Source organism: Streptomyces sp. NPDC025806 (assembly GCF_055558275.1).
The window spans coordinates 286,283-309,592 of the sequence record NZ_JBVHMU010000001.1; the positions used below are offsets into that span (position 1 = coordinate 286,283).

The window sequence follows — 23,310 nt, forward strand, 5'->3', positions numbered from 1 at the left end:
CCGCACTCGCCCGACGGCAGAACCCCGCACACGAAAAGGCGCCCCGAGCCAAACGGCTCAGGGCGCCATGAGTTCGGGTACGACAGCGGCTAGCGCCCCCGTCCGCCCCCCTTGGGCATCCGCATACCCTTCGGCATCGGCCCCTTGGGCAGCGGCATGTTCGACATCAGGTCACCCATGGCCCGCAGCCGGTCGTTGGTCGCGGTCACCTGCGGCCCGGTGAGCACCCGGGGCAGCTTCAACATGGTGGTGCGGAGCTTCTTCAGCGGGGTCTGGCCCTCGCCGTCGCCCACCATGATGTCGTGGACCGGGACGTCCGACACGATCCGGGCCATCTTCTTCTTCTCGGCCGCGAGCAGCGACTTCACCCGGTTCGGGTTGCCCTCCGCGACGAGCACGATGCCGGCCTTGCCGACCGCGCGGTGCACGACGTCCTGGCTCCGGTTCATCGCGACCGCCGGGGTCGTGGTCCAGCCGCGCCCGACGTTGTCGAGCACCGCGGCCGCCGCACCCGGCTGACCCTCCATCTGCCCGAAGGCCGCCCGCTCGGCACGGCGTCCGAAGACGATCGCCATCGCGAGGAAGGCCAGCAGGAAGCCGAGAATCCCGAGATAGATGGGGTGACCGATCAGGAAGCCGATCGCGAGGAAGACACCGAAGGTGACGATTCCCACAGCCGCGAGTACAAGACCGATCTTCGGATCGGCCTTGCGGGTCATCTTGTAGGTCAGGGCGATCTGCTTGAGTCGCCCGGGGTTCGCAGCGTCCGCTGCGGTTTCCTTCCTCGCCATGCCTGAAGTCTACGTGGCCGGGAAGCATCGTCGAGGTTCGGGGCACCGGCCCCGGGCTCGCTCAGCCCTCGGCGACGGCGGTGTCGAGCACCCGCTGGGCCTCGACACGGTCCTTGGCGCGGCGGCGGTCCTCCAGGACGGAGGTCCAGGCGTTGCGCCGTGCGGTGCGCTGGCCGCCGCTCATGAGGAGCGACTCCACGGCCCGCAGGGCATCGGTGAAGGTCGGGATGGCGGTGGCGCGAACGGGCGCGGCCTGCATGGTCGAGGTCCCCCCTCGGGAGCGGTTCACGGTGTGGGCCCCTGTCGGCACGGGTGCACGAGCGGTGATTTCAGGGTCACTCCCTGGTGTTACCAGGCCGTGTCCGGACGGTCAAACACCTATGAAGCCTTGATGTGCGTGCCCCGAACGCCGACGCGGCCCTGACGGTCCCCCTCAACTGCGGGGACGGTCAGGGCCGCGCCGATCCGGCCGCTACCGGCCGGTAATGCTTTGTGCGTGAATTCACACGCGCCGTGTCCGGCCGGTTCAGACGGCCTGCGAGGCCACGTACGCGCCTCGCTTCTCGATCGCCATCTGGTAGAGGCGGCCGGCCCGGTACGAGGAGCGGACCAGCGGGCCCGACATGACGCCCGAGAAACCGATCTGCTCGGCCTCGTCCTTGAGCTCGACGAACTCCTCCGGCTTCACCCAGCGCTCCACGGGGTGGTGGCGCACCGACGGACGCAGGTACTGCGTGATCGTGATGAGCTCGCAGCCGGCCTCGTGCAGCTGGCGCAGCGCCTCGGAGACCTCCTCGCGGGTCTCGCCCATGCCGAGGATCAGGTTCGACTTCGTCACCAGGCCGTACTCGCGGGCCTCGGTGATGACCTTGAGCGAGCGCTCGTAGCGGAAGCCGGGGCGGATGCGCTTGAAGATCCGGGGGACCGTCTCGACGTTGTGCGCGAAGACCTCGGGGCGGGACGAGAAGACCTCGGCCAGCTGCTCGGGCACCGCGTTGAAGTCCGGGGCCAGGAGCTCGACCTTGGTGCGGCCGTCGGCGCGCTCGGCGGTCTGCGCGTGGATCTGGCGGACCGTCTCCGCGTACAGCCAGGCGCCGCCGTCCTCCAGGTCGTCGCGGGCGACGCCGGTGATCGTGGCGTAGTTCAGGTCCATCGTGACGACGGACTCGCCGACACGGCGCGGCTCGTCGCGGTCGAGGGCCTCGGGCTTGCCGGTGTCGATCTGGCAGAAGTCGCAGCGCCGCGTGCACTGGTCGCCGCCGATGAGGAACGTGGCCTCGCGGTCCTCCCAGCACTCGTAGATGTTGGGACAGCCCGCCTCCTGGCAGACCGTGTGCAGGCCCTCGGACTTCACGAGGTTCTGCATCTTGGTGTACTCGGGACCCATTTTCGCCCGGGTCTTGATCCACTCGGGCTTGCGCTCGATGGGGGTCTGAGCGTTACGGACCTCCAGGCGCAGCATCTTGCGTCCGTCGGGTGCGACTGCGGACACGACCGGCTCCCTAAAGCTTTGATTCCTCGGCGTACATCAGGGTACGCCCGTGACATTCATGGCCCTCACGGGTGGCCAACCTGTGGCCCCGGGGCCCTATTCCGGTCGGACCGGTCAGGCGGCGGTGCCGGCGGTGTCCGGCTCGACGACGCGCGGCTTCAAGTCGGCGTTCCCGAGCACGTCCTGGAGGTGCTTCTCCGCGATCGGCAGCACCTCGTCCATCGTGACCTCGCGACCCAGCTCGTACGAGAGCGAGGTCACACCGGCGTCGCGGATGCCGCACGGGATGATCTTGTCGAAGTTCGAGGTGTCCGGGTTCACGTTGAGCGCGAAGCCGTGCATCGTGACGCCCTTGGCGACGCGGATGCCCATCGCGCAGATCTTGCGGTCCTCGTGGCGCTGGCCCGCGTTCGACGGCGCGTACTCGGGGCCGACCAGGCGGTGGTCGAACTCCTCGTCCTCGCTGCTCAGCCTCGGGTCGAAGTCGAGGGACAGGCCGCCGAGACCCGTGCGCTCCTCGATCGGGTCGCCCAGGACCCAGACGCCGGCCCGGCCCTCGACGCGGGCCGCCGTCACGCCGAACTCGGCGCAGACCGCGATCATCGCGTCCTCCAGGCGGCGCAGATGCGCGACCACGTCCACCGGACGCGGCAGCTTCTGGATCGGATAGCCGACCAGCTGGCCCGGGCCGTGCCAGGTGATCTTGCCGCCGCGGTCCACGTCGATCACCGGGGTGCCGTCCAGCGGACGCTCCTCGGGGGCCGTGCGCCGGCCCGCCGTGTAGACCGGCGGGTGCTCCAGGAGCAGACAGGTGTCGGGCACCTCGTCGGCGAAACGGGCGGCGTGCACACGGCGCTGCTCGTCCCAGGCGACCTGGTACTCGACCATGTCCGCACCGAATCCCATGCGGACGAACCGGAACTCACTCACGGCACGTGCCTCCCTCGAAAACCTTCACCGTGCACCTATCGCGCCCCGAGCCACTGTACGTCCGCCCGGATCGCGGGCCGCTGCGTCAGTGACTCCGTCCCATCGTCACACGATCGGATGAAGGCCTGGCCAGAACCCCGCCCAGACCTGGTATCGCCGCTAAATTCACGCCGTTCCAAGGGGGCTGCAGCGCGGCCCGGAAGGCAGGAGACCGCACAGCTGATGACGGAACGACCTCCGCAGCGCACACCGAACCGCCAGCTCGCCGCGCTCATCGCGGAGGCGGGTTTCTCCAACGCGGGGCTCGCCCGCCGCGTCGACCAGCTCGGTCTGGAACACGGTCTCGACCTGCGCTACGACAAGACGTCGGTGACCCGGTGGCTGCGCGGGCAGCAGCCCCGCGGCACCACCCCCGCCCTCATCGCCGAGGTGTTCACCCGGCGCCTGGGCCGCCGCCTGTCCGCCCAGGACCTCGGACTCGACGCCTGCGCGCCCGTCTACGCGGGCCTGGAGTTCGCGGCCTCGCCCGAGGAGGCCGTCGACATCGTCAGCGGCCTGTGGCGCAAGGACTCCGGCAGCCACGCCGAGCTCCGCAAGATCGCCTTCACCCCGGCCGGGCTCGTCGTGCCCAGCCGGGACTGGCTGATCGGCCGCCCCGACGAGCGCGTCACCCGCGGCGAGGCCCCGCACCGCGTCCCGACACAGGGCCGCCCCGCCGCCGTGCCCCGCCAGCGCCTGCAGACCGAGCGCGGCGCCGGGCAGAAGGTCTCCGGCGGCGACATCGCCGCCCTGCGCTCGGTCGGCGAGCTGTTCCGCGCCCTCGACCACGCCTACGGCGGCGGCCACGCCCGCCAGGCCCTGGTGCGCTACCTGGAGCACGAGGCCGAGCCCATGCTGCGCGGCACGTACGGGGAGCAGACCGGGCGCCGGCTGTTCGCCGCCGTCGCCGATCTGACCCGGCTCGCGGGCTGGACCTCGTACGACATCGCGGCGCACGGGCTCGCGCAGCGGTACTTCGTGCAGGCGCTGCGGCTCGCGCAGGCGGCCGGGGACCGGGGCTACGGGTCCTACGTGCTGGTCACCATGAGCCGGCAGGCCGTCTACCTCGGGCACGGCCGGGAGGCGGTGCAGCTGGCGCGGGTCGCGCAGCAGGGCGTCGGGGCCGCGGCGCCGCCCGTGGTGCAGGCGCTGCTGCACTCCGTGGAGGCGCGCGGGCACGGGGTGCTCGGCGAGGTGCGGGCCTGCACGGCGTCGCTGGTGCGGGCCGAGCGGGCGCTGGAGGCGGCGCGGCCGGGGGACGAGGTGCCGCAGTGGGCGCGGTTCTTCGACGAGGCGCAGCTCGCCGACGAGTTCGCGCACTGCCACCGCGACCTCCAGCAGTACCGGGCCGCCGCGCAGCACGCCGAGCGGTCGCTCCAGCTGCGGGCGCCCGGGTTCGCGCGCAGCCGGCTGTTCTGCCGCGTCGTCCTGGCCTCCGCCCGGCTCGGCCTCGGCGAGCTGGACTCGGCGTGCGCCCTGGGCGCGGAGGCGGCCACGGCGGCTGCCGACATGCGTTCGGTGCGGGCACATGAGTACGTCCGGGAGTTCGAGCGGCGGCTCGAGCCCTACCGCGACGCGGGGCCGGTGCGGGGGTACCGGGAGCGGGTCGCCGCGCTGGGGTGAGCACGGGCCGGGCGGAGGGCCTTCCTCCGCCCGGCCGCCTCGCGATCAGTCCAGCGCGGCCACCGCCTGGGGGCTCAACGCCTCGTCCCAGGTCTTCAGGTCGTCCAGGTCGCCGCGCAGGGACGCCTTCTCGGTGCCGACCGAGCGCATCGGCAGGGGGATCGACGCGTCGACCGCGCCGACCCGCTCGCCGTTCGCGTACAGGACGGTGTGGCCCGGCGTCGCCACCCAGGTCAACCGCGTCCAGGCGCCGAGCGGCAGCGTGTAGTCGAACGAGTGGTCGGCCTTGCCGTACGCGGTCAGGCCGACCCGGCCCGTGCCGTACTGCTGGAGCTTGAGGGCGCCCGCCGAGGAGCTGAGCAGCACCTGGTCGACGGTGCGGGCCGAGGGACGCACCCACACCGAGACCGTCCACGGCTCCGCCACGTCGAGCCCGCCGAAGCCGACCCCGTCCCGGTCCGAGTCGAAGCGCCAGGCCTGCCCGTGCACCCCGTCGGCCACCGGCGTCGGGTTGTTGACGATGTACGAGGATCCGGCCAGGTCACCGGCCACGTCCTCGGCGTAGAGGGTGTTGCCGGGGGAGCCCGCGTAGGTCCATCCGGACGGGTACGGGGCCGGGTCGAAGGTCCAGTGGTGGCTCGGCCGGCCGTCGTCGATGCGGGGGCGCTCCGGCTGCGCGGTGATGCCGGGCGGGTCGCCGATCAGGGCGGCGCGGGTACGGAAGCCGGCGAGGGTGTCCGGGGTCGCGGTGCCGTTCCAGGCGCGGTCGGCGAGGGCCGCGCGGGCGCCCGCCATCTGCTGCTCGAAGTACCCGTCCTCGGCCCAGAAGTTGTAGTCCGCCCAGTTGGTGAGGCCCGAGCCGAGCATGTCGGTCGCCGTGCTGGGCTGCCAACTGTCGTACATCCACGACTGGTCCGGGTACTTGTGGTGGTAGTTGTTCGGCGTGACGTAGAACGGGCCGATGGCGATCTCGTCATGGCCGGGGATCACCGGCTCGGAACCGGTGCCCTCCCAGGTGAGGAAGACGACCGGGCCGTGCACCTTCTGCTGCGGGGCCGTCATGTGCTCGGAGCCGTTGTAGACGGCGGTGCGGCGGCCGTGCGCGGTGACGACGTCGTCCAGGGTGTTGATGTACCGGTTGAGCAGGTCGCCGAGCGTGGTGACGTCCGGGTCCTTCGCCAGATAGTCCTGGACGCGCGGGCAGTCCGCGAGCTGGCCCGGCACCTCCTCGGCGCCGATCGAGAAGAGCGGCGCGTCGAACCAGCCGGCGAACTCGTCGACGATCTCCTTCGTCTTCTCGACCGCCTTCTCACTGGTCATGTCGATGATCCAGTCCGGCGTCAGATGCGAGTGGGTGTGCGCGGCGGTGCACGCGCCGGGGCCGTCGCCGAAGCCGATGCCGAAGGTGTCGCTGATCGCGGTCGCGTGACCGGGGATCTCCAGACCGGGCGTCAACTGGACGTGGTGGAGGGCCGCGAAGGCCTTCAGCTCCTCGATGTCGGCGCGGCTGTAGCTGTGCGCCGGGTCGGCGAGCCCCGGGAACTTCGGGCTGTGGAGCCGGAAGCCCTCCGCCTCCGACAGGTGCATCAGCAGGGTGTTGAGCTTCTGGTCGCCCATCCTGCGGATCAGGTTCTTCAAGTACGGCACCGACCAGTACTTGCGGGCGGCGTCGATGTGCACCATGCGGACCGGCTGCGTGGGCACGTCCGTGGCGCGGGCCCGGGGGAGCGTGCGGTGCCCGTCCGGGTCGGTGGCGCGCAGGAGTTGGAGCAGGGTCCGGGTGCCGTAGTACAGGCCGTGCGTGGACGCGGCGTCGATGCGGACCGGGCCGTCCGCGCTGTCGAACGCGTAGCCCTCCGCGCCGAGCCGGTCCGCGTCGCGCAGTGCGAGCACGATGTCGCCGGGGCCCGCGTGCGCGGTGTCGCTCCCGATGCTCGGGGCGAGCCCGGTGACCGCCTCGATCTCGGTACGGAGCCGCTCCGCGAGGTCCTCGGTGTCCTGGCGGGCCGGACCCGGGAACTCGGCGCGTCCCGCGGCCAGGACCCGCGCGTCACGGCTGCGCGGGTCGACGAGGATCCGGGACTTCTCGCTCAGCCGGACCGTGCCGTCGAGCGAGGTCCAGTCGGTGGGCCGGGGCACCACCGTCGGCGGCCCGCCCCCGGGATCGGCCGCGGCGGCGGGGAGCACCGGCAGTACAGCTCCGATGAATCCTGCGACGAGGGCGAGGGTGGTGAGGAGCGGACCCGGGACACGTCTGCGCACGACTGCGACCTCCTGGACGGCTGATGGAGCTGACCGTAAAGGCGAGTTGTGACGGTGACAAGAGAGCCGACAGGGGTGCGGGGCGGCGGAGGGGCGGGAGTTGAAGGCGCCCGCCCCCGGTTCGTTCCACGGGGACGGGCGCGTCTTGGGGATGATAGATCCGAGGTGTGACGGACCTTCAGGAGGGGTCGACGGAAGGAGGATCAGGGGCGGAAGAGGTGGGGATTCAGGCCGCCGCCTCCCCGATCGAGGGGGCTCCCGCCGGGTGTTCCTGGGCCGGTCCGGCGGACTCGGGGACGGGGACGGGGACGCCCAGATCGGCGAGGACCGCGTGGGCCGCGCGCCGGCCCGAGTGGAGGGCGCCCTGCACCGTGCTCGTCTCACGGTGGTCCCCGCACACGTACAGGCCGTCGAGCAGCCGCACCGGGCGGCGCGGATCGTGCGGGGCGGGCATCGTGGGCACGGCCCGGGGCGTGTGGTGCACGGCGAGGGTCTCCCAGCCGGACGTCGACGTGTCGTAGAGCACGGCGAGCCGGGCGCGCAGCGACGCGGGGTCGGGCGGCGGACCGAGGACGACCGAGGAGACCAGCGAACGGCCCGCGGGGGCGCGCGTCGGGTCGACCTGGCTGATGACGGAGGTGTGCGCGAGCGCCCCCGGACGGTCGGCGTCGAGCAGCAGCACCGGTTCGGCCAGCGGTGGTTCGGGCACCGCATGGTGCACGACCGTCACCTCGTGGAAGTCCGGCACGCGCAGTCCCGGCAGCAGTGCGGCGGCGGCGACCGCGTCCGTCGCGAGGACCACCGTGCGGCAGCGGACCCGGCCGTGCCCGGCGGTCGTCACGGAGTTGGTCGCGACGGAGGTGACACGGACCCCGGTGTGCACGGTGCCCGGCGGCAGCCCGGCCGCGAGCCGCTCCGGCAGCGCGTCCGCGCCGCCCTCGGGCACGGCGAGCCCGCCGACGGCGTACGCGTGCAGGGCGAGATCGGCGGCCCGGCTCGACGTCGTCAGGTCCGGATCGCACAACAGGGCCGAGAGCAGGGGCCGTACGAAGGTGTGCAGGGTCCGGGCCGGCATGCCCCGCTCCGGCAGGGTCGCGCCGACGGGGCGCTCCGGACGGGCGAGCAGATGCTCGGCCGGGGTCGCCGCGAGCCGGGCCAGTGCCGTGCCGAGGCGGGCGTGGTCCAACGGGCCGCCGAGCGGGGGCCGGGGGCCCCGGGCCGGCCGGGGGGCGCTCGCCAGGGCGCGTGCCGCACTGAGTGCGCCCCTCGCGCGCCGGGGGCGGTGTGTGGGTTCGCCGGTGCGGTGCCGCCGGCCCTCGCCGTGCACGAGCACCCCGGGCGCGAAGGGCCGCAGCGCGAGGCCCGCGAGCCCGTCGGTGTCCGGCAGGCCGGGACAGGACGGGCACGGGCGGTGCGCGGGCGTGAGCAGTTGTCCGGTCCGGTCGAGGCGGAACCCGTCGATCTTCTCGGTGGACATGCGGCCGCCGACGCCGGCGGCGGCCTCCAGGACCAGGACACTCACACCCGCCCTGGTCAGCTGCCGGGCCGCGGTCAGTCCCGCGACTCCGGCCCCCACGATGACGACGTCCGCGTGCGCGGGCTCAAGCACGTGCCCCTCCCCGAGGTTGCGCGGCTGATGTCTGGGGGCCTCATGCCCCTCGGCGCGGCCCGGTAACAGTCGAGTCCGCGTCGAGCTCGGTCCGCGTGCGTTTCGAGTTCGGATCGAGGTTAGGCGGAGCGCCGCGCGCGGGGAGTCGCGCGTCGGGGCGGCACGGATGCACCGCGGCGCCCGGGAGTGCGCCCCGTCACGCCCGGGGGCGCGTGAGGAGGTGCAGACAGCGGACGACGAGGTCCGCGGGGGAGCCGGGTCCGGCGGTGTCGGCGTCGGTCGTCGACCAGGTCTCCAGGGAGATCCGGATCGCGTCCGTCGCGGCAGCCGCGAGCAGCGTGTTCTCCATCGGGTCGGAGCCGGGGCCGGCCAGCTCGGCCACGACGGGGACGAGCTTCTCCTCGGACTCCTGGTTGACCCGGTACCAGACGGCGCGCAGCGCGGGGTCGTCCGCCGCCGCGCGCAGCAGCGCACGGGTCCGCTCCAGCCCCTCGCGCGCGGCCTCCCCCGGCTCGGACAGGGCCGCGACGGCCGCGAGCTCCAGGGCGCGGAGCAGCGGGGTGCCCGCCGGGGTCGCCGCGAGCAGCTCGCGCCAGCGGTCGCCGCCCGCCGCCAGGACCGGGCCGACGGCGTCCTGCTTGCCGCGGAAGTACCGGTAGAAGGTGCGCAGCGAGACCCCGGCGCGCTGTGCGATCGCCTCCGCCGTCGTCTCGTGGGGGCCCTGTTCCGTGAACAGGTGCACCGCCGAGCGGGCGATCTCCAGCTCGGTCGCGGCCTTGCGGCGTTCGGTCAGGGTGCGGCGCTCGATGTTCACCGGACGAAGCCTAACCGGTCCACTGCCAGTGCGGCGCGAAATGTCACTGTGGCAAAACGTGTCACAAAGTCGTACTGTGGCAAGTGAAGGAAACCAGCGGACCGCCATCCACGGCCCGCGGACAGGAACGAGAGGCGCGCCATGACGAACACGAAGATCCTGAACCGCTACGAGGGACGCCGCGCCCTGGTCACCGGCGGCGGCTCGGGCATCGGCCAGGCCACCGTCCTGCGCATGCTCGCCGAGGGCGGCCGGGTCGTCGCGGCGGACATCAGCGAGGACGGCCTCAAGGACACCGTCGCCAAGGCCGGCGACAACGCCGAGCGCCTCACCACCCTCGTGGTGAACATCGGCGACGAGACCTCCGTACGCGAAGGCGTCGCCGCCGCCGTCGAGACCCTCGGCGGCCTGGACGTGCTGGTCAACGCGGCCGGCATCCTGCGCTCCTCGCACACCCACGAGACCGGCCTCGACGCGTTCGAGTCGGTGATCCGGGTCAACCTGACCGGCACCTTCCTCATGATCCGCGAGTCGATCCCGGCGCTCCTCGAGGGCACCGACGCCGCGGTCGTGAACTTCTCCTCCACCTCCGCGATGTTCGCCCACCCCTACATGGCGGCCTACGCGGCCAGCAAGGGCGGCATCCAGTCCATGACGCACGCCCTCGCCGCCGAGTACGCGAAGCAGGGCATCCGCTTCACCGCCGTCCAGCCCGGCTCCATCTCCTCCGGCATGACCGACGGCTCCGGCGCCAGCAGGCAGTCCGCGGGCCCCGGCCTCCCCGAGGACACCGACTGGTCCCTCTTCGCCAAGCTCGCCCCCGCCCTCGGCCAGGGCTTCGCCGGCCCCGAGACCGTCGCCGGCGTCGTCGCGATGCTCGCCTCCGAGGACGGCAAGTTCATCACCGGCACCGAGGTCCGCATCGACGGCGGGACGCACTTCTGATGACCCCCGCCGAGGTGTTCGGCGGGCGCACCGCCGTCATCACCGGGGCATCCGCCGGGATCGGCGCCGGGTTCGCCCGGCACGCCGCCTCGCTCGGCATGAAGCTCGTCCTCGCCGACATAGCGAAGGACCGGCTCACCGCCTTCGCCGACGAACTGCGGGCCGGCGGCGCCGAGGTCGAGGACGTCGTCACCGACGTCGGTGACCCGGCCTCCGTCGAGGCGCTCGCCGAGCGGGCCTACGCGCGCTTCGGCACCGTCGACCTGCTGCTCAACAACGCCGGGATCATGGCCATGGGCTACTCCTGGGAGATCCCGGCCGAGCGCTGGGACGCGGCGCTGCGGATCAACGTGGGCGGGTACGTCAACGGGATCCGGGCGTTCGTGCCGCGGCTGCTCGCGCAGGGCGGCAAGGCGTGGGTCGTCAACGTGTCGTCGGTGGGCGGGTTCCTGCCCAGCCCGCTCATGGCCCCGTACAGCGTCACCAAGTTCGGGGCGCTGGCGCTCAGCGAGTCCCTCGCGTACGAGCTCCAGATGAAGGGCTCCGAGATCCAGGTCTCGGTCGTCTTCCCCGACTCCGTGCGCAGCGAGATCTTCAAGGCGGCCGGGCCGGACGCGCAGACGCGGCCCGAAGTCGCCGGGTTCAACGCGCAGTTGCAGGCGCGGGCCGATGCGGAGGGGATCTCTCCGGAGGAGCATGCGCGGCGGTGCTTCGAGCAGATCGCCGCCGGGCAGTACTGGGTGCTGCCGCAGCCGGGGATGGTCGAGGCGACGCTTCAGCCCCGCACCGACATGATCCTCGGTCGTGTCAACCCGACCCTGCGGCTCGAGGTCTGACCCGGGGCCGTCGCTTGCCCGGCGCGGCGCCGCGTCCGGCCACGCTCCAGTGGCCGGCCGCGGCGCCCTCGCCGTAGGGGTTGAGCAGCGTCGCCGACTGCTGCGCCGTCGTGGTTGCTCGCGCAGTTCCCCGCGCCCCTGAAGGGCACACTTCGTGCGCCCCCAGGGGGCATGCCGGTCGCGCCCCGCGCCTACGACTCTGTCGGGGAGCCCGTGTCCACTGGGGTCGTCGCCGTTGTCGCTCGGTCGGCGTCGGGGGTGACCTCGGCGGCCGTCAGGACGTAGCCCGTGCCGTCGTCCGTCGTGGAGCGGGCGAACACCATGCCGTAGACCCGGCCGTCGGTGGTCAGGAGCGGGCCGCCCGAGTTGCCCGGCCGGACCGTGGAGCGGATCGAGTAGATCTCGCGGGTGACGCTCCCCGAGCCGTAGATGTCCTGGCCGCCGGCCCGGATCGTGTCCGCGACCGTCGCCGCCTGCAGATCCAGGCCGCCGTCCTGCGGATAGCCCGCGACGACCGCCGCGTCCCCGCGTGCCGCCGAGCCGTCGAAGGGCAGCACGGGCGCCTTCAGGTCCGGCACGTACAGGACCGCGACGTCCTTGTCCGGGTCGAACAGCACCACCGTCGCCGCCAGCGGCCGGCCGACGCCGCCCACCCGTACCGTCGGGTGGTCGATGCCCGCCACCACGTGCGCGTTCGTCATCACGTGCTCGCGCGCGTAGACGAAACCGCTGCCCTCGCGGCCCTGGGTGCCCGACGCACCCTCCACCTTCACCGTGCTCGCCGTCGCGGCCCGCGTCGCCGCACGCGTCACGCTGTCCCCGGACGGCTTCGCGACCTCGGCCGACGGCTCCTGCGCGAACGGGTCGAAGACCTGCGGGAACCCCGCCGAGGTGAGCGCACCGGACGCCCGCGCGAACCACGCCGGCGTCGACGACGGCATCGCGTCCTGGACCGTGCCGAGCACCGCCGAGCCCCGGATCGCCTGGTTCAGCGCCGTCGACGACGACGCCGCGAGCACACTGCCCGCCACCCACGCCACGACCAGCATCGCCACGACGCCCGCCGCGGCCCCGCCGACCCCGTCCGCGACCCGCAGCGGCCCCGGCGCCCGGTCCATCTCGCCCCGCACCCGCCCCGCGAGCCGCCCGGCGAGCGCGTGCCCCGCGACCGCCGGCAGCAGCACCGCGAGCACCGCCACCACCGTGGCCGTCGACGTCCCCTCCGTCACCGCCCGCATCACGAACGGCAGCCACCACACCCCCACCGCGGCGCCGCCCACGAACCCGGCCAGCGACACGCAGCCCGCGAGCAGGCCCCGCCGGTAGCCGGACGCCGCGTACAGCAGCGCCAGTACGAGCAGCGCCACGTCGAGCACGGAGAAGTGCAGGTTCATATCGGTGACAAACGCCCGGGGCGGGGGCGCCGGTTCCTCCGTTCGGCCCACGTGTGGCCGACCGCACAGGCCGGAACGCCGCAACGGGCCGACAGTGGAAGACGTGCGTGTCCTACGAGTGGTGCTCAGCTGTGTGCCCGGGGCGCTGGCCCTCGGCGCGCTCGTGCTCTGCGCGGTCACGATCGGCCCCGACGCGGCCCGGGCGCCCCGCGCGTCCACCACCGAGCAGGCCGCGGCCCGGCACTACGCGGCCCGGCCGCACATCGTGCCGCGCCGCGTCTGGCTCGCCGGCACCGAGCCGTACCACCGCGACCCCGTCCGGTACGCCGACCGTGTCGAGGCGGTCTTCCTCCACCACACCGACACCCCGAACCGCTACGACTGCGCCGACGCGCCCCGCATCATCCGCACCCTGTACGCCGGGCAGGCCGGCACCAAGGAATGGGACGACATCGGCTACAACTTCCTCGTCGACCGCTGCGGGAACGTGTACGAGGGCCGGGCCGGCGGGGTCGACCGGCCCGTCATCGGCGCGCACACGCAGGGGTTCAACAAGAACACGACCGGGATCGCGGCCATCGGCACGTTCACCGAGGGCACGCCGGTGCCGCGGGCCATGGCGGAGGCGATCGCCGCCGTCGCCGCGTGGAAGCTCGGGCCCGCCGGGGTGGACCCGCGCGGGCACGTCCGCCTGGTCTCCAGCAACAGCCTCAGCCGGTTTCCCGCCGGTACGGAGGCGTCCTTCTCGGCGATCTCGGGGCACCGGGACGGGTACGAGACGTATTGCCCGGGGCTTGCCCTGATGTCCGAGCTTCCCTGGATCCGCGATCGGGCGGCGGAACTCCAGGGGCGGTAGAGGTAGTCCGCCGACCGCGGGCCCGGTGGGGGCTGGTCGCGCAGTTCCCCGCGCCCCTGGAGATGCGCACTTCGTGCGCGATCTCCATAGGGGCGGTGCCCCATCGGGGAAATGCGACGCGAAGCGTCTGCATTTCAGGGGCGCGGGGAACTGCGCGAGAAGCCCCACCGGCCCGCACCCGCCCGGCAAGGGCACCCGCAGACGAACCGGCGGATCAGGCGGGCCGGAGCGTCCCGCCCCCGGGGAGGCGGAACGCGCGGCCCCCGAGATCCGGACTGGCCGCACGGTCGTACGTGACGTCCGAGCCGTTGCCGACCAGCACGTCGGAGACCTTCACCCCGTCCCGCAGCTCCAACTCCTCCACCTTGGAGTCCCCGTCCACGGTCCACTTCGTGCCGCGCCCGAGCGACAGGGACGCCCCGGAGACCCGCCCCGTCAGCTTCGACGCCCCGTCGAGCCGCACCGACGCCGACCCGTCGGGCACGAGCACGTCCCCGCGCAGCTTCTCGTCCCGCGCCGAGAACGTCACGGACCCGCCGTCCTTCACCCGCAACAGCGCCCCGTCGTCCGTCGTGAGATGGGCCCGCCCCCGCAGCCGTACGTCCGCGACGCTCTCCCGCACGGTGAACAGGTCACCCTCCGCCGCCTCCAGCGACCCGCCGGTCATCTCGAACGACGTCTCGCCGGAGCCCCGCAGCAGCACCCCGCCCGCGGCCGCCGACGACCGCACGTCCTTCAGGGTCAGCACCCCGCCCGGCTCCAGCGTGAACGCCTCCGAGTTCGCCACGGTGAACAGCGTGCCCGTCAGCGACACCGTGCCCGCCGTCTGCACCCCGGGCGACCCGCAGCCCGCCGACGTCATCGTGCCGCCGGACACCGTGACCTTCCCGCCGCCCGGCCCCGCCACGATCGGCGCCGACTGCGAGCCCGCCGTCCGCAGCTCCGTGTACCGCAGTTCGAGCCGGCCCCCGTGCGCGGCCGTGACACCGCGCGCGGACCCGCCGGTCGCCGTGACCCGGTTGGCGCTCATGGTGGCCGAGCTGTCCTCGCCCGTCACGAACACGCCCGTCGACCCGCGCCCGGCCGTGTTCATCTCCCCGCCGGACAGCGTCAGCCCGCTCCCGTCGCGCACCAGCACCGCCGCGTTGAGCCCCCGGTCGCCCGAGGCCGCCGCCGAGGTCGTCGCACCGCTCTTGCGGACCCCGGAGTCCCGCGTCTTCAGCGTCCCCCCGCCGGACACCAGCACCGCGGACCGGTCCGCCGTCCGCGCCCCGAACGGCTTGCCGCGCGGCGCCGTCGCCATCTCGCTGTCCACCGTGTAGACGGAGGTCCCCGCCGTGCCCGTACCGGCGTCCACGCCCGAGGGCAGCGGATCCGTCGCGCACCGCGCCCCGCTCGCCGTGGCCGCGGGAGTGGCCGCGGGCGGCGGCGTCGCCGAGCCGTCGTCGGAGCACGCGGCCAGCGCGAACGGCAGCAGCAGCACGGAAGCGGTGACCGCGACGCGCCGCGGTCGAGGCGCGAGTCCCTGGTAAGTCATGGGCCCTACGTTCACATTTCACGCGGCGTCCGGCACATCCGGGTCCTCCGGAGCGAACACCAGCAGCGTCAGATCGTCCCGCACCGTCCCCGCGAACCGCACCACGTCCCGCCACACCGCGTCCGTCAGCTCGCCCGGATCCGCGTGGTCCGCGTCCATCAGCCCGGGCAGCCGGGCGGCCAGCGGATAGAACTCGCCCGCCCCGTTGCGCGCCTCCGTCACCCCGTCGGTCAGCGCCACCAGCCGGTCGCCCGCCTTCAGCGGCACCGTCAGCACCTCCGGCGGCGCGATGCCCGCGACCCCGAGACCCAGCGGCGTCCCGGCCGGCACCGGCAGTTCGCTCACCCGCCCGTCCCGCAGCAGCAGCGGCGGCGGATGGCCGCAGCTGATCACCCGTACGACGGGGGAGCCGTCCGGGAACTCGAAGAGGACCGCCGTCGCGAACAGCTCCGCGTGCTCCTCGGGCCCCGCGTCCACCACGAGCCGCCGGTCGAGCCGCGCCGCGACCCCCACCAGCTCCCGCCGGTCGAGCACCGCCTCCCGGAACGCGCCGAGCAGCCCGGCCACCGTGCCCACCGCCGACAGACCGTGTCCCTGCACATCGCCGACCACCGCCCGCACCCCGCTCGGCCCGCGCCGCACGTCGAAGAAGTCGCCGCCCACCAGCGCCCCGCGCTGCGCCGCCCGGTACAGGCCCGCGCAGCGCACCGTACCGACCTTCTCCGGCAGCGGCGGAAGCACCGCGAACTGGGCCGCCTCCGCCACCGTACGGACCGTCACCAACTGCTCGTCGCGGCGGCTGCGCACCCAGGCGATGACCACGCTCAGCAGCGCCACGAACAGCACCGTCAGGACGTCGCTGTTGCCGGGGCGCCCCAGGTCCACCGCGGGCAGCGCCAGCAGCAGCACCACGAGCCCGCCGAGCAGCGCCGTCGTGGCCGACCCGTAGGACAGGGCGGCCAGCGGCGGGATCGCCGCCAGCAGGAAGCCCAGCTCCAGCCGGTCGTCCGTGAAGAGCTGCACCAGGCACAGGGCGACGAGCATCACCCACGGCAGCAGCCGCACCCAGCGCGGCGGCGGCGCCCCGCGCAGCCACGCGCGCTCCTCCCGGTCCCGGCGGCGCGCGACGGGCCAGTCCATACCGGGGCTCCCTTCGCGGCGGACGGGCGCGTGGACCCCACGCCCTGCTACGAGCCTGCTACGACTCGGGCACCGCCGCACGCCGTCACGGCAGCAGCGAGCGCCCCATCAGCACGTCGTCCACGTACTCCCCGGCCAGCAGGAACTCCTCCGGCAGCACCCCTTCGACGACGAAGCCCTCCGCCTCGTACAGCTTCCGGGCCGGGGTGTTGTGCCCGAGCACCCGCAGCGTGATCCGGCGGGCGCCCTGCCGCCGCGCCTCCCCGACCGCCGCCCGCAGCAGCAGCCGGCCGACGCCCCGCCCGCGCGCCGCCTCGTCGACCGCGAGGCCCTGGATCTGCCGGACGTGCGTGTTCGACTCGAGCGGTGTCGGGAACCCGACCCGGACGTACCCCACGAGCCGGCCGTCGAGCTCGGCCACGAGGTGGTCGCGCGGCCCGAAACGCTCGGTGAAGAAGGGCTGGTACGGGGGCTGGTCGCGGGGCTTGACCGCGTGCAGCGTCGACCACGTCGCCCGGTCGAGGCGCCCCAGCGCCTCCTCGTCCCCGGACACGGCGATACGTATGTGAGGCCCTGGCTCTGACATGCGGCTCACTGTACGACCGGCAGGATGGAGCCATGACACGAATTGCGGTGGCCGGCGCCTCCGGGCTCATCGGCTCGGCCCTCGTCCGCTCCCTGACCGCCGACGGACACGACGTGGTGCGGCTGGTGCGGCGCGCCCCGCGCGCGGGCGACGAGGTGCGCTGGGACCCGCGCCGCATGCGGGTCGACACGGCGGGCCTCGAAGGCTGCGAGGCGATCGTGAACTTCGCGGCGGCCGGGGTCGGCGACCGGCGCTGGACCGCCGCCTACAAGCGGGAGCTGCACGACAGCCGGGTCCTCGGCACGACCGCCCTCGCCGAGGCGGCGGCCTCGCTCGCGACCCCGCCGCGCGTCTTCCTCAACGGCAGCGCCGTCGGCTACTACGGCGACACCGGCAGCCGGGTCGTCGACGAGTCCGCGCCCGCGGGGGAGGGGTTCCTGCCGTCCCTGTGCGTCGAGTGGGAGGCGGCCACCGCCGCCGCGCACCAGGCCGGCATCCGGACCGTGCTCGCGCGTACGGGGCTGGTCGTGGCGCGGCGCGGCGGTGCGTGGGGGAGGCTCTTCCCTCTCTTCCGGGCCGGGCTCGGCGGACGGCTCGGGGACGGGCGGCAATACTGGTCGTTCATCGCCCTCGACGACCATGTCGCGGCCCTGCGGTTCCTCCTGGACGCCGAGTCGATGTCCGGGCCGGTGAACCTGACGGCGCCCGACCCGGCGACGAACCGGGAGGTGACCTCCACGATGGCCCGCGTCCTGCACCGCCCCGCGGTCCTCCACGTCCCCGAGTTCGCGCTCCGCGCGGTGCTCGGTGAAATGGCGGGCGACGTCCTCGGCTCCACCCGCGCGGTCCCGACCCGCCTCCTGGAATCCGGCTTCGAGTTCCGGCACCCAACGCTACGCGCGGCGATCGAGGCTGCCTGACCTGGTCCGTTCCCGGGTGCGGCCCGGTGGGGGCTGGTCGCGCCCCGCGGCGGAGCCGCAAATCGACACAGCCCCGCGCCCCTGAAATGCGGACCCTTCGGGTCGCATTTCCCCGATCAAGGTGCGGGGTGCCTTTCATCTGGGGAAGGCGCGGCGAAGCCGCATGCCTTCCAGGGGCGCGGGGAACTGCGCGAGAAGCCCCACCGGCCCGCACCCGGCGACGCAAAGAGACGAGGCTACGGCGAAACGCCGAACCGTTCCGTCAGGCGCGGATACATCTGCGTCAGAACCCCCGCGTCCTCGAAGTCCACCGGCGCCCCCTCAGGCTCGGCCGGCGCCGGCGGAATCCCCAGATCCGCGGCCACCGCCCCGGTCAACTCCTCGTACGCCTCGTCCGCCGCATACCCGAGCTCCTCCCCGTCCCCGTCGACCTCCTCGTCGAACTCGCGGAGCGACTCCGCCAGGGAGTCCGGATCGTGCAGCGCCCCCTCGAACACCTCCCGCCCCTGCCCGATCAGCCAGCACCGGAAGTAGTCGAAGGCGTCGTCACTGGCCCCGCCCAGCAGCACGTACGCCGCGCCCCACAGATCCCACCGGTACGCCCGGTTGTACCGGGACTCGAAGTGACGGGCGAAGTCGAGCACCGCGTCGGGATCCAGCTGGAGCAGCCGGTCGACGAGCAGCTCGGCGTGGTCCTCGGGGTCGCCCTCGGCGGCCTCGCGGGTGCTGTCCACGATCTCCCAGAACTCCGTCTCGTCCATCACGGGACAAGCATCTGCCCTGCGCCGCAAGGGCGCACGCCGAGTGCCCGAACTCGCCGAAGCCGCACCTGCCGGCGGCTCACGCGTACCGCGCCGCCATGGCCCGCGCCGCCTGCCCGAGCCGCTCCCGCAGCCCCGTCGGCGCCACCACCTCCGCGTCCGGCCCCAGCGCCAGCAGCTGCGTGAACGCGACCTCCTCCGACTCCACCGCCAGCGTCACCGTGACGAGCCCCGCCCCGTCGGCCGGCCCCGCCGCGGCCACCGACTCCCGCGCCGCCGCCCCGTCCGTGACCTGCGGCAGCCGCCGCACCCCGGCCTCCGTCAACCGCACCACCACCTCGGCCCGCAGGAGAGCCCGCGCGAACTGCTCCGCCCGCTCCGCCCAGAACGCGGGCAGATCGAACTCCTCGTCCCGTACGAACGACTCCGCGCCTCCGGAACCCGCCTCCGTGACGGGCTCCACCGCGTCGAGCCGGTCCAGCCGGTACACCCGGAACCCGCCGCCGGAACCTCCCCGCACCCGCGCCGCCAGGTACCAGACCCCCGCCTTCAGCACGAGCCCGTACGGTTCCAACTCCCGCTCCACGAGCGCCGACCCGGAGTCCGCCGAGCCGCGCCGGTAGGCGACCCGCACCACCTGGTCCGCCCACACCGCCTCCGCCACCGCGGGCAGCAGCTCGGGCGTGCGCGGCTCGTGGAACCAGCCCGGCGCGTCCAGATGGAACCGCTGCGCCGCCGTCCGCGACGCGTCCGACAGCGAGGGCAGCAACGCCGCCGACACCTTGAGCCGCGCCGCCGACGCCGCGTCCTCCAGGCCCATGTCGCGCAGCGCGCCCGGCACCCCGGACAGGAACAGCGCCTCCGCCTCCCCGCGCGCGAGCCCGGTCAGCCGGGTCCGGTAGCCGCCGATCAGCCGGTAGCCGCCCGCCCGGCCCCGGTCCGCGTACACAGGGACGCCCGCCTCCGACAGGGCCTGCGCGTCCCGGGTCACGGTCCGCTCCGACACCTCCAGCTCACGGGCCAGTTCCGCCGCCGTCATCGCGGGGCGGGACTGGAGCAACAGCACCATCTTGATCAGCCGGGCGGCACGCATGCCGCCATCATGGCTCAGTCCGCGAAGCGGATCACGGACAGCGCCGCGCCCTGCGGATCGGCCAGCATCGCGAAGCGCCCGGCGTCGATCGTCGTCGGCTGCACGAGCACCTGCCCGCCGCTCTCCGCGCACCGGGCGGCCGTCGCGTCGGGGTCGTCGACGGCCACGTACAGGTTCCAGTGCGAGGGGATGTCCGGCGGGAACTCGCCCATCGACATGTCGACCATCCCGCCGAACGGCTCGTCGGCCACCGTCCACTCCGTGTACGGGCCGTCCCCGCGCCGGTGCGTGCCCCAGCCGAGCACCGACTGGTAGAAGTCCACGGCCCCCGCCGCGTCCCGGGTCAGCAGCTCGAACCAGCAGAAGCTGCCCGGCACGTTCACCGTCTGGAACCCGGCGTGCTCCAGCGGCTCCCACAGGCCGAACGCCGCGCCCGCCGGATCCTGGCAGATCGCGAGCCGCCCCTGGTCGAGGATGCCGTGCGGCCCCGACACGACGCGGCCGCTGTTGCCGCCGACCCGCGCGGACATCGCCTCGACCCCGCTCGACTGGAAGTACGGCAGCCAGGTCGCCGGCTGCTGCGGCATCCGCACCGGGCCCACTCCGGCCACCACCGGCCCGCCGGTGTCCAGCGCGAAGTTCCCGTAGCCGCCGGCCGAGGAATCGGCCACCGGCTCGGCCCGCCAGCCGAACAGGGCCTCGTAGAACAGGCCCGCCGCGGCGGTGTCCGTGGTCGACAGGCTCGCCCAGCAGGGCGCGGACGGAGTCTTGGAGATCTTCACGGGACGCCTCCGGGCAGCGGGCGGCGGACCCGTCCATTCACGCACGCGTGCCCCGCCCCGGCAATCCGGGACGGGGCACGCGCGGTACCTCTCGGGACGACCTACAGGCCGTAGCGCTCGCGCGCCTCCTTCACGGCCGTCGCCTTGACCTCGCCGCGCTTGGCGAGCTGGGCCAGGGCCGCGACGACGATCGACTCGGCGTCGACGCCGAAGTGACGGCGGGCCGCCTCACGGGTGTCGGACAGACCGAAGCCGTCCGCACCGAGCGAGGACCAGTCCTGCTCCACCCACTGCGCGATCTGGTCCGGGACCTGGCGCATGTAGTCGGACACGGCCAGGACCGGGCCCTCGGCGCCCTGGAGCGCCTGCCGCACGAACGGCACCCGCTCCTCGCCGCGCAGGATCGCGGCGTCCGCCTCCAGCGCGTCACGGCGCAGCTCGGTCCACGAGGTCGCGGACCACACGTCGGCGGCCACGCCCCACTCCTCGGCGAGCAGCTGCTGCGCCTTGAGGGTCCAGTGGATCGCGGTGCCGGAGCCGAGCAGCTGGATGCGCGGCGCGTTGGCAGCCGGGGACAGGCCCGCGGTCTCCGCCGTGTTGAAGCGGTACAGGCCCTTGACGATGCCATGGTCGATGCCGTCGGCCGCGGGCTTCGCGGGCTGCGGCATCGGCTCGTTGTAGACCGTCAGGTAGTAGAAGACGTTCTGGTCCTCGTCCTGCTTGGCCTCGCCGTACATACGGCGCAGACCCTCCTTGACGATGGCCGCGACCTCGTAGGCGAACGCCGGGTCGTACGACAGCGCGGCCGGGTTCGTCGCGGCGATCATCGGGGAGTGGCCGTCCGCGTGCTGGAGGCCCTCACCGGTGAGCGTCGTGCGGCCGGCGGTGGCGCCGACGAGGAAGCCGCGGCCGAGCTGGTCGCCGAGCTGCCACATCTGGTCGGCCGTGCGCTGCCAGCCGAACATCGAGTAGAAGATGTAGAACGGGATCATCGCCTCGCCGTGCGTCGAGTACGCGCTCGACGCGGCGATGAAGTCGGCCATCGAGCCGGCCTCGGTGATGCCCTCGTTGAGGATCTGGCCGTTCTTGGCTTCCTTGTAGTACATCAGCTGGTCGCGGTCGACCGGCTCGTACGTCTGGCCCTTGGGCGAGTAGATGCCCAGGGACGGGAAGAGGCTCTCCATGCCGAAGGTGCGGGCCTCGTCCGGGACGATGGGGACCCAGCGCTTGCCGGTCTCCTTGTCGCGCACGAGGTCCTTGACCAGGCGTACGAAGGCCATCGTCGTCGCCACCGACTGCGAGCCGGAGCCCTTGTCGAAGGACGCGAACGCCTTGTCGGCCGGGGCCGGGAGCGCGGGCAGCGGCTGCGTGCGGCGGGCCGGGGCGAGACCGCCCAGGGCCGCGCGGCGCTCCTGGAGGTAGCGCACCTCGGGGGAGTCGGCGCCGGGGTGGCCGTAGGGGACCACGCCGTCGACGAAGTCGCTGTCCTTGATCGGGAGGTCAAGAAGGTCACGCATGTTCTTGAACTCGTCCGTCGTGAGCTTCTTCATCTGGTGGTTCGCGTTCTTCGACGCGAAGCCCTCACCCAGGGTGAAGCCCTTGACGGTCTGCGCCAGGATCACGGTCGGGGCGCCCTTGTGCTCCAGGGCGGCCTTGTACGCGGCGTAGACCTTGCGCGGCTCGTGGCCACCGCGCGACAGGTGGAAGCACTCGAGGATCTTGTCGTCGCTGAGGAGCTTCGCGAGCTCGACCAGCGCCGGGTCCTTGCCGAAGAAGTCCTCGCGGATGTAGGCCGCGTCACGCGTCTGGTACGTCTGCACCTGCGCGTCCGGGACCTCGCGCAGCCGGCGGACCAGGGCGCCGGTGGTGTCGAGCTGGAACAGCTCGTCCCAGGCGTTGCCCCACAGCGACTTCACGACGTTCCAGCCGGCGCCGCGGAACTGGGCCTCCAGCTCCTGCACGATCTTGAAGTTGGCGCGGACCGGGCCGTCGAGGCGCTGCAGGTTGCAGTTGATGACGAAGGTCAGGTTGTCCAGACCCTCGCGGCTCGCCAGGGCGAGGGCCGCCGTCGACTCGGGCTCGTCCATCTCGCCGTCGCCGAGGAACGCCCACACGTGCGAGGCCGAGACGTCCTTGATGCCGCGGTTGGTCAGGTACCGGTTGAACCGGGCCTGGTAGATCGCCGACAGCGGGCCGAGGCCCATGGACACCGTCGGGAACTCCCACAGCCAGGGCAGGCGCCGCGGGTGCGGGTAGGACGGCAGGCCGTTGCCGCCGGACTCCTGGCGGAACAGGTCGAGCTGCTGCTCGCTCAGGCGGCCGTCGAGGAAGGCGCGGGCGTAGATGCCCGGGGAGGCGTGGCCCTGGATGTACAGCTGGTCGCCGGAGCCGTCGCCCTCCTTCCCCTTGAAGAAGTGGTTGAAGCCGGTCTCGTAGAGCCAGGCGGCCGAGGCGAAGGTGGCGATGTGGCCGCCGACGCCGTGCTTCGAGCCGCGGGTCACCATGGCCGCCGCGTTCCAGCGGTTCCAGGCGGTGATCCGGCGCTCCATCTCCTCGTCACCGTCGATGGCCGGCTCGGCCGCGGTGGGGATGGAGTTGACGTAGTCCGTCTCAAGAAGCTTCGGCAGCGCCAGGCCGCCCGCCTCGGCGCGCTCCAGCGTGCGCCGCATCAGGTACGCGGCACGGTGCGGGCCGGCGGCCTCCGTGACGGCGTCCAGGGAGGCCTGCCATTCGGCGGTCTCCTCCGGGTCGCGGTCCGGGAGCTGGTCGAGCTCGCTCTGCTGGATGCGCATGGGGTCGGTCATAGTCGCCGCACGCCTTCCTGAGTCGAAGGGGGTGGGGTAGGGGGTGCCCTTGATGTCTTTGGCAGGACAGGGCGGGGTCCGGGTGTGGACCCGTCG

Annotated in this window: 20 protein-coding genes; 5 read left to right on the forward strand and 15 right to left on the reverse strand. The window is 73.3% G+C overall.

Annotated features, from left to right (window positions below; genetic code table 11):
- Positions 1–89 precede the first annotated feature (89 nt).
- From ACZ4E1_RS01310 to lipB, 4 genes are all read right to left on the reverse strand, one after another.
- Positions 90–791 (reverse strand): DUF4191 domain-containing protein, encoded by a 702-nt coding sequence (locus ACZ4E1_RS01310; RefSeq protein WP_467534692.1) that lies wholly within the window; start codon positions 789–791, stop codon positions 90–92.
- Positions 792–852: 61 nt separating this feature from the next.
- On the reverse strand, positions 853–1,050 hold the full coding sequence (locus ACZ4E1_RS01315; protein ID WP_467534695.1) for an SCO2195 family GlnR-regulated protein: 198 nt from the start codon (positions 1,048–1,050) through the stop codon (positions 853–855).
- A gap of 267 nt (positions 1,051–1,317) precedes the next feature.
- On the reverse strand, positions 1,318–2,283 hold the full coding sequence (gene lipA / locus ACZ4E1_RS01320) for a lipoyl synthase (protein WP_399126951.1): 966 nt from the start codon (positions 2,281–2,283) through the stop codon (positions 1,318–1,320).
- 114 nt (positions 2,284–2,397) lie between these two features.
- Complete coding sequence (lipB, locus tag ACZ4E1_RS01325; RefSeq protein ID WP_399126949.1) at positions 2,398–3,213, reverse strand: lipoyl(octanoyl) transferase LipB; 816 nt, start codon at positions 3,211–3,213, stop codon at positions 2,398–2,400.
- Between the two features lie 222 nt (positions 3,214–3,435).
- On the opposite strand from lipB, the gene ACZ4E1_RS01330 reads away from it, so the two are divergent.
- On the forward strand, positions 3,436–4,875 hold the full coding sequence (locus tag ACZ4E1_RS01330; RefSeq protein ID WP_467534698.1) for a regulator: 1,440 nt from the start codon (positions 3,436–3,438) through the stop codon (positions 4,873–4,875).
- 45 nt (positions 4,876–4,920) lie between these two features.
- Here ACZ4E1_RS01330 and ACZ4E1_RS01335 read toward each other — a convergent pair whose 3' ends face one another.
- From ACZ4E1_RS01335 to ACZ4E1_RS01345, 3 genes are all read right to left on the reverse strand, one after another.
- Positions 4,921–7,137 carry a family 20 glycosylhydrolase gene (locus ACZ4E1_RS01335; protein WP_467534700.1) on the reverse strand — a complete coding sequence of 739 codons (2,217 nt, stop codon included), beginning with the start codon at positions 7,135–7,137 and terminating at the stop codon, positions 4,921–4,923.
- Positions 7,138–7,363: 226 nt separating this feature from the next.
- Positions 7,364–8,746 (reverse strand): NAD(P)/FAD-dependent oxidoreductase, encoded by a 1,383-nt coding sequence (locus tag ACZ4E1_RS01340; RefSeq protein WP_467534702.1) that lies wholly within the window; start codon positions 8,744–8,746, stop codon positions 7,364–7,366.
- A gap of 196 nt (positions 8,747–8,942) precedes the next feature.
- Positions 8,943–9,560 carry a TetR/AcrR family transcriptional regulator gene (locus ACZ4E1_RS01345; protein WP_467534705.1) on the reverse strand — a complete coding sequence of 206 codons (618 nt, stop codon included), beginning with the start codon at positions 9,558–9,560 and terminating at the stop codon, positions 8,943–8,945.
- A gap of 141 nt (positions 9,561–9,701) precedes the next feature.
- Between ACZ4E1_RS01345 and ACZ4E1_RS01350 the strand changes: the two genes are divergently transcribed.
- Together ACZ4E1_RS01350 and ACZ4E1_RS01355 are read left to right on the forward strand one after the other, a co-directional pair.
- On the forward strand, positions 9,702–10,505 hold the full coding sequence (locus ACZ4E1_RS01350; protein WP_467534707.1) for an SDR family NAD(P)-dependent oxidoreductase: 804 nt from the start codon (positions 9,702–9,704) through the stop codon (positions 10,503–10,505).
- Positions 10,505–11,341 carry an SDR family NAD(P)-dependent oxidoreductase gene (locus ACZ4E1_RS01355; protein ID WP_467534709.1) on the forward strand — a complete coding sequence of 279 codons (837 nt, stop codon included), beginning with the start codon at positions 10,505–10,507 and terminating at the stop codon, positions 11,339–11,341. Before ACZ4E1_RS01350 ends, ACZ4E1_RS01355 begins: the two co-directional genes overlap by 1 nt.
- A 191-nt stretch (positions 11,342–11,532) precedes the next feature.
- On the opposite strand, the gene ACZ4E1_RS01360 is transcribed toward ACZ4E1_RS01355, so the two are convergent.
- Positions 11,533–12,735, reverse strand: coding sequence for a MarP family serine protease (locus ACZ4E1_RS01360; protein ID WP_467534711.1), 1,203 nt, complete (start codon positions 12,733–12,735; stop codon positions 11,533–11,535).
- Positions 12,736–12,838: 103 nt separating this feature from the next.
- On the opposite strand from ACZ4E1_RS01360, the gene ACZ4E1_RS01365 reads away from it, so the two are divergent.
- A complete protein-coding gene (locus tag ACZ4E1_RS01365) occupies positions 12,839–13,591 on the forward strand; it encodes a peptidoglycan recognition protein family protein (RefSeq protein WP_467534713.1) in 753 nt (250 codons plus the stop codon).
- Positions 13,592–13,805: 214 nt separating this feature from the next.
- Here the strand turns inward: ACZ4E1_RS01365 and ACZ4E1_RS01370 are convergent, their stop codons facing one another.
- The 3 genes from ACZ4E1_RS01370 to ACZ4E1_RS01380 form a co-directional block, all read right to left on the reverse strand.
- Positions 13,806–15,128 (reverse strand): hypothetical protein, encoded by a 1,323-nt coding sequence (locus tag ACZ4E1_RS01370; RefSeq protein ID WP_467534715.1) that lies wholly within the window; start codon positions 15,126–15,128, stop codon positions 13,806–13,808.
- Between the two features lie 18 nt (positions 15,129–15,146).
- Complete coding sequence (locus ACZ4E1_RS01375) at positions 15,147–16,268, reverse strand: PP2C family protein-serine/threonine phosphatase (RefSeq protein WP_467534717.1); 1,122 nt, start codon at positions 16,266–16,268, stop codon at positions 15,147–15,149.
- Between the two features lie 85 nt (positions 16,269–16,353).
- Positions 16,354–16,854, reverse strand: a complete 501-nt coding sequence (locus ACZ4E1_RS01380) for a GNAT family N-acetyltransferase (protein WP_467534718.1) — start codon at positions 16,852–16,854, stop codon at positions 16,354–16,356.
- Positions 16,855–16,886: 32 nt separating this feature from the next.
- On the opposite strand from ACZ4E1_RS01380, the gene ACZ4E1_RS01385 reads away from it, so the two are divergent.
- Entirely contained in the window at positions 16,887–17,774 is an 888-nt protein-coding gene (locus ACZ4E1_RS01385) for a TIGR01777 family oxidoreductase (protein ID WP_467534720.1), read from the forward strand.
- 236 nt (positions 17,775–18,010) lie between these two features.
- Here the strand turns inward: ACZ4E1_RS01385 and ACZ4E1_RS01390 are convergent, their stop codons facing one another.
- From ACZ4E1_RS01390 to aceE, 4 genes are all read right to left on the reverse strand, one after another.
- Positions 18,011–18,535, reverse strand: a complete 525-nt coding sequence (locus ACZ4E1_RS01390; RefSeq protein ID WP_467535398.1) for a DUF4240 domain-containing protein — start codon at positions 18,533–18,535, stop codon at positions 18,011–18,013.
- Positions 18,536–18,614: 79 nt separating this feature from the next.
- A complete protein-coding gene (locus tag ACZ4E1_RS01395) occupies positions 18,615–19,628 on the reverse strand; it encodes a helix-turn-helix transcriptional regulator (RefSeq protein WP_467534722.1) in 1,014 nt (337 codons plus the stop codon).
- A 14-nt stretch (positions 19,629–19,642) separates the two neighbouring features.
- Positions 19,643–20,410 carry a VOC family protein gene (locus ACZ4E1_RS01400; protein WP_467534724.1) on the reverse strand — a complete coding sequence of 256 codons (768 nt, stop codon included), beginning with the start codon at positions 20,408–20,410 and terminating at the stop codon, positions 19,643–19,645.
- A 101-nt stretch (positions 20,411–20,511) separates the two neighbouring features.
- Positions 20,512–23,214, reverse strand: a complete 2,703-nt coding sequence (gene aceE, locus ACZ4E1_RS01405; protein ID WP_467534726.1) for a pyruvate dehydrogenase (acetyl-transferring), homodimeric type — start codon at positions 23,212–23,214, stop codon at positions 20,512–20,514.
- Between the last annotated feature and the right edge of the window lie 96 nt (positions 23,215–23,310).

Bases quoted from the DNA above. Each gene is read 5' to 3' on its own strand.
- ACZ4E1_RS01310 (WP_467534692.1), bottom strand. From the start codon at position 791: ATGGCGAGGAAGGAAACCGCAGCGGACGCTGCGAACCCCGGGCGACTC.
- ACZ4E1_RS01315 (WP_467534695.1), bottom strand. From the start codon at position 1,050: ATGCAGGCCGCGCCCGTTCGCGCCACCGCCATCCCGACCTTCACCGAT.
- ACZ4E1_RS01330 (WP_467534698.1), top strand. From the start codon at position 3,436: ATGACGGAACGACCTCCGCAGCGCACACCGAACCGCCAGCTCGCCGCG.
- ACZ4E1_RS01350 (WP_467534707.1), top strand. From the start codon at position 9,702: ATGACGAACACGAAGATCCTGAACCGCTACGAGGGACGCCGCGCCCTG.
- ACZ4E1_RS01355 (WP_467534709.1), top strand. From the start codon at position 10,505: ATGACCCCCGCCGAGGTGTTCGGCGGGCGCACCGCCGTCATCACCGGG.
- ACZ4E1_RS01360 (WP_467534711.1), bottom strand. From the start codon at position 12,735: ATGAACCTGCACTTCTCCGTGCTCGACGTGGCGCTGCTCGTACTGGCG.
- ACZ4E1_RS01370 (WP_467534715.1), bottom strand. From the start codon at position 15,128: ATGACTTACCAGGGACTCGCGCCTCGACCGCGGCGCGTCGCGGTCACC.
- ACZ4E1_RS01375 (WP_467534717.1), bottom strand. From the start codon at position 16,268: ATGGACTGGCCCGTCGCGCGCCGCCGGGACCGGGAGGAGCGCGCGTGG.
- ACZ4E1_RS01380 (WP_467534718.1), bottom strand. From the start codon at position 16,854: ATGTCAGAGCCAGGGCCTCACATACGTATCGCCGTGTCCGGGGACGAG.
- ACZ4E1_RS01385 (WP_467534720.1), top strand. From the start codon at position 16,887: ATGACACGAATTGCGGTGGCCGGCGCCTCCGGGCTCATCGGCTCGGCC.
- ACZ4E1_RS01390 (WP_467535398.1), bottom strand. From the start codon at position 18,535: ATGGACGAGACGGAGTTCTGGGAGATCGTGGACAGCACCCGCGAGGCC.
- ACZ4E1_RS01395 (WP_467534722.1), bottom strand. From the start codon at position 19,628: ATGCGTGCCGCCCGGCTGATCAAGATGGTGCTGTTGCTCCAGTCCCGC.
- aceE (WP_467534726.1), bottom strand. From the start codon at position 23,214: ATGACCGACCCCATGCGCATCCAGCAGAGCGAGCTCGACCAGCTCCCG.